5 protein-coding genes are annotated in these 4409 nt (G+C 56.5%); 2 read left to right on the top strand and 3 right to left on the bottom strand.

Annotated features, from left to right (window positions below):
* On the top strand, positions 1-917 hold a 917-nt coding region (gene ftsY / locus J1777_RS12465; protein ID WP_242700528.1), incomplete at its 5' end, for a signal recognition particle-docking protein FtsY.
* A 15-nt stretch (positions 918-932) separates the two neighbouring features.
* Here ftsY and J1777_RS12460 read toward each other — a convergent pair.
* Complete coding sequence (locus tag J1777_RS12460; protein WP_207576021.1) at positions 933-1079, bottom strand: hypothetical protein; 147 nt, start codon at positions 1077-1079, stop codon at positions 933-935.
* A 4-nt stretch (positions 1080-1083) separates the two neighbouring features.
* A complete protein-coding gene (locus tag J1777_RS12455) occupies positions 1084-1467 on the bottom strand; it encodes a helix-turn-helix transcriptional regulator (RefSeq protein ID WP_207576020.1) in 384 nt (127 codons plus the stop codon).
* A gap of 274 nt (positions 1468-1741) precedes the next feature.
* Between J1777_RS12455 and J1777_RS14475 the strand changes: the two genes are divergently transcribed.
* On the top strand, positions 1742-2188 hold the full coding sequence (locus J1777_RS14475) for a pilin (RefSeq protein ID WP_207576019.1): 447 nt from the start codon (positions 1742-1744) through the stop codon (positions 2186-2188).
* Between the two features lie 1945 nt (positions 2189-4133).
* Here J1777_RS14475 and J1777_RS12445 read toward each other — a convergent pair.
* Positions 4134-4409: hypothetical protein (locus tag J1777_RS12445; RefSeq protein WP_207576018.1), on the bottom strand; the 276-nt coding region annotated here is incomplete at its 5' end.

Raw genomic sequence — 4409 nt, 5'->3', positions numbered from 1 at the left:
CCAAACCCCAGCCCGCCGAGCGCCAAGGCTGGATGGCCCGCCTCAAGGCCGGACTGCGCAAAACCGGCAGCAGCATCACCACCGTCTTTACCGGCACCAAGATTGACGATGCCCTGTACGAAGAACTGGAAGATGCCCTGCTCATGGCCGACACCGGCGTGAAAGCCACCGAAGCCCTACTGCACGACTTAAAGCGCCGCGTCAAAGAGGCCAAGGCCACCGACCCCGCTGCCGTCAAAGCGCTGCTGGCCGAGGCCCTGGCCGACCTGCTGCAGCCGCTGGAAAAATCCATCGTCATCGGTGCCCACCAGCCCACCGTCATCATGGTGGCGGGGGTCAATGGCGCGGGCAAAACCACCTCCATCGGCAAACTCACCAAATACCTGGCCGACCACGACCAGCAGGTGCTGCTGGCCGCCGCCGACACCTTCCGCGCCGCCGCCCGCGAGCAACTGGGCGTGTGGGCCACGCGCAACACGGTAGAAATCGTCAGCCAGGAAGGCGGCGACCCAGCGGCCGTCAGCTTTGATGCCGTCACCGCCGGCAAAGCCCGGGGCAAAGATGTGGTGCTGGTCGATACCGCAGGCCGCCTGCCCACGCAACTGCACCTGATGCAAGAGCTGCAAAAAATCAAGCGCGTCATCACCAAGGCCGACGGCAGCGCCCCGCACGAGGTGCTACTGGTCATTGATGGCAACACCGGCCAAAACGCCCTGCACCAGGTCAAAGCCTTTGACGAAGCCCTGGGCCTAACGGGCCTGATCGTCACCAAACTGGACGGCACCGCCAAGGGCGGCGTGCTGGCCGCCATTGCGCAGGAAAAACCCATTCCGGTGTACTTCATCGGCGTGGGCGAGCAGGTGCAAGACCTGCAAACCTTCAATGCGCGGGAGTTTGCCCAGGCGTTGCTGGGGTAAGCACCTAAACACGTTCTAAGTCAGCACCGCATCCAGCAAGGCCTGCAACTGCGCCGTGGCAATGGGGTGGCCTTGCATCGCGGCCTTGGCCAGCCACATCAGCGACTCATAATGGCCTTGCTGCGTACCCGTATTTGCAGCCACCGTGGCCAACCAGTGCATGGCATCACCATGGTTTTGCTCCGCCGCTAGGTGCAGCCAGTACAGGGCTGGCTGGCTGGCTGGCTGGCTGGCTGGCTGGCTGGCTGGCTGGCTGGCTATTTTCCACCCTTGGCACTGCGCGTGGGCTGGTATAGAGCCACGCCCCCATATCCACCTGGGCCTGCGCATCGCCCGCATCTGCTTGGCACAAGCGGTGTAAGTCCTGGGCACTGAACACCAACCCGGTATAGCCCTGCATCCACCCCTGCAACCCCTCCAGCGCCAGCACCGCCCGGTTGCGGGCATCTTTGCCGGTGCTGGTCAATTCCCCATCGGCCACCCGCCGCCACAGTGTGCGGCGGCTGATACCGGTCATGGCCTCGGCCGCATCCAGGCTGATACTTTGCATAGTGCCTCCTTGTAGTGAGCGGGAATTCTAAGAGCGTGTGCCACCGCACAGCACCTTTGGGGTAGCGCCACAGCGGCCCTACCCTCTTTGGCACACCACTGTCTGTGCCAATGCGGTGCTGGCACGGCCATGCTGGGCCAAGGTGAGATGGATTGGCACGGCAAAGGGTGTGCCACGGAAGGGTGGATGTGCCTTTTGCCCAGGGGTTGAAAAGTTGGCATGGGGTTTGCTTATAGAGCTGCGTGTTCATTTTTTACTCTCTAAGGAGCTGGTTATGAAACGTACTCTGCGTTCTGTGCAAAAGGGTTTTACTTTGATTGAGCTGATGATCGTTGTGGCGATTATTGGGATTTTGGCGGCGGTGGCGTTGCCGGCGTATCAGGATTACACGGTTCGTGCCCGTGTCTCGGAACTTATCTTGGCCGCTAGTTCTGCCCGTACTTGCGTTACAGAAGCATCTCAGTTGGCAGGCAAAGCAGATAAAGGCTCTTGCGCAGTACCCGGTGCAGGTGGACTGGTTAAATCTGCCACGCTTAGCAATGAAGGTGTGATTGCTGTCACTGGTACTGCGGATACGAAGGATCAAGTGATTACGCTGACCCCAAAATGGGTGGAGGATCTTGGATCGGTAACATGGGCTTGTACTTCTTCTGAGCCTCGTTATGCTCCGCAATCTTGTGGTGCTGCTGCTGCTGTTACTCCTCCTGTTACTCCTCCTTAATATAGAGTTCTTAGCAAATTTTTTTAAAAGCACCTTCGGGTGCTTTTCTTATTTCTGCGGTTACTCAAGCGGGCCTTCAATTTAATCCCTGCTGATTTCTCCGCCTGCTGGCCGGGTTTCGCCCCGGCGGGCGACTGGCTTTCTTGCACGCGCAAGAAAGTCAGCAAAGAAGGCGTGCTGCGCAGCTTGGCGCCATAGAACTCACTTCGCGCCTACGGCGCTGCGTTCGGACAACTATGGCGAGTCAGACGGGAAGGCGCATGCTGGTTATAGGCGCTGCGCACTGATGGATGCGCTGTTGTTGTTGGGGGGCGGCTTTGCTTGCTGCGCAGCTTCAGCCGTTGTTCAGTCGCTTTTAATAGCTGCTGCCGTAGGCAGTTATTGAATTTCTAGTGCTAAACCGTTCAAAACCAAGAAAAAACAAACGCTAAAAACTACTCTAAAAATAGCATCTCAAACCCCAGCCAACCCAGCGCTGGCAAGCAAAACACGCACAAAAACCAGAAGCGAAGCTGCGCAGCAAGCAAGCGAGCCAGCCATTCCATAACAACGTATCCGTCAGGGCGCAGCCGCAAGAACAAGCAGGCCGCAGCCCGTCTGACTTACCGCAGTTGCCCGAACGCAGCGCCCGCAGGCGCGAAGTGAGTTCTGCGGTGCAAAAAGCTGCGCAGCACGCCTTCTTTGCATCCTTTCTTGCGCGGGCAAGAAAGGAGGTCGCCCGCCGGGGCGAGACCCGGCCAGCGAACAAAAAATCAAACAAGAAAGTAGCTACCGCACACCAAGCTTGAATACCAAGGAAAAATCACAAAGAAACCGCGAAAAATCAAGCGGTAACAACTATTGAAAAAATAGCATTTAGCCTCTGGCTGCTTCTTTAAATTCTTGCGAATGTTGCTTTCCAAAACCAGAAGCGAAGCTGCGCAGCAAGCGAGCCAGCCATTCCATAAAAACGTATCCGTCAGGGCGCAGCCGCAAGAACAAGCAAGCCGCAGCCCGTCTGACTTACCGCAGTTGTCCGAGCGCAGCGCCACAGGCGCGAAGTGAGTTCTGCGGTGCCAAAGCTGCGCAGCACGCCTTCTTTGCGCCCTTTCTTGCGCGGGCAAGAAAGGATGTCGCCCGCCGGGGCGAGACCCGGCCAGCGAACAAAAAATCAAAAAACAAAGCAACTACCGCACGCCAAGCTTAAACACCAAGGAAAAATTATAAAAAAACCCCGAAAAATCAATCGGTAACAACTATTGAAAAAATAGCATTAGGCCTCTGGCTGCTTCTTTAAATTCTTGCGAATGTTGCTTTCCAAAACCAGAAGCGAAGCTGCGCAGCAAGCGAGCAGCCATTCCATAACAACGTATCCATCAGGGCGCAGCCGCAAGAACAACCAAGCCGCATCCCGTCTGACTTACCGCAGTTGTCCGAACGCAGCGCCACAGGCGCGAAGTGAGTTCTGCGGTGTTCAAGCTGCGCAGCACGCCTTCTTTGCGTCCTTTCTTGCGCGGGCAAGAAAGGATGTCGCCCGCCGGGGCGAGACCCGGCCAGCGAACAAAAAATCAAACAAGAAAGCAGCTACCGCACGCCAAGCTTGAACACCAAGGAAAAATTATAAAAAAACCCCGAAAAATCAATCGGTAACAACTATTGAAAAAATAGCATTTGGCCTCTGGCTGCTTCTTTAAATTCTTGCGAATGTTGCTTTCCAAAACCAGAAGCGAAGCTGCACAGCAAGCGAGCCAGCCATTCCATAACAACGTATCCGTCAGGGCGCAGCCGCAAGAACAACCAAGCCGCATCCCGTCTGACTTACCGCAGTTGTCCGAGCGCAGCGCCACAGGCGCGTAGCGAGTTCTGCGGTGCCAAAGCTGCGCAGCACGCCTTCTTTGCATCCTTTCTTGCGCGGGCAAGAAAGGATGTCGCCCGCCGGGGCGAGACCCGGCCAGCGAACAAAAAATCAAACAAGAAAGCAGCTACCGCACGCCAAGCCTGAACACCAAGAAAAAATCATAAAAAAACCCCGAAAAACCAAGCGGTAACAACTATTGAAAAAATAGCATTTGGCCTCTGGCTGCTTCTTTAAATTCTTGCGAATGTTGCTTTCCAAAACCAGAAGCGAAGCTGCGCAGCAAGCGAGCAAGCCATTCCATAACAACGTATCCGTCAGGGCGCAGCCGCAAGAACAACCAAGCCGCATCCCGTCTGACTTACCGCAGTTGTCCGAGCGCAGCGC

The organism is Comamonas denitrificans, from assembly GCF_017368815.1.
GTDB classification, from domain to species: domain Bacteria; phylum Pseudomonadota; class Gammaproteobacteria; order Burkholderiales; family Burkholderiaceae_C; genus Comamonas; species Comamonas denitrificans.
Note: the sequence above shows the minus strand (reverse complement) of the source record. Positions and strands in the feature narration are given on the sequence as shown.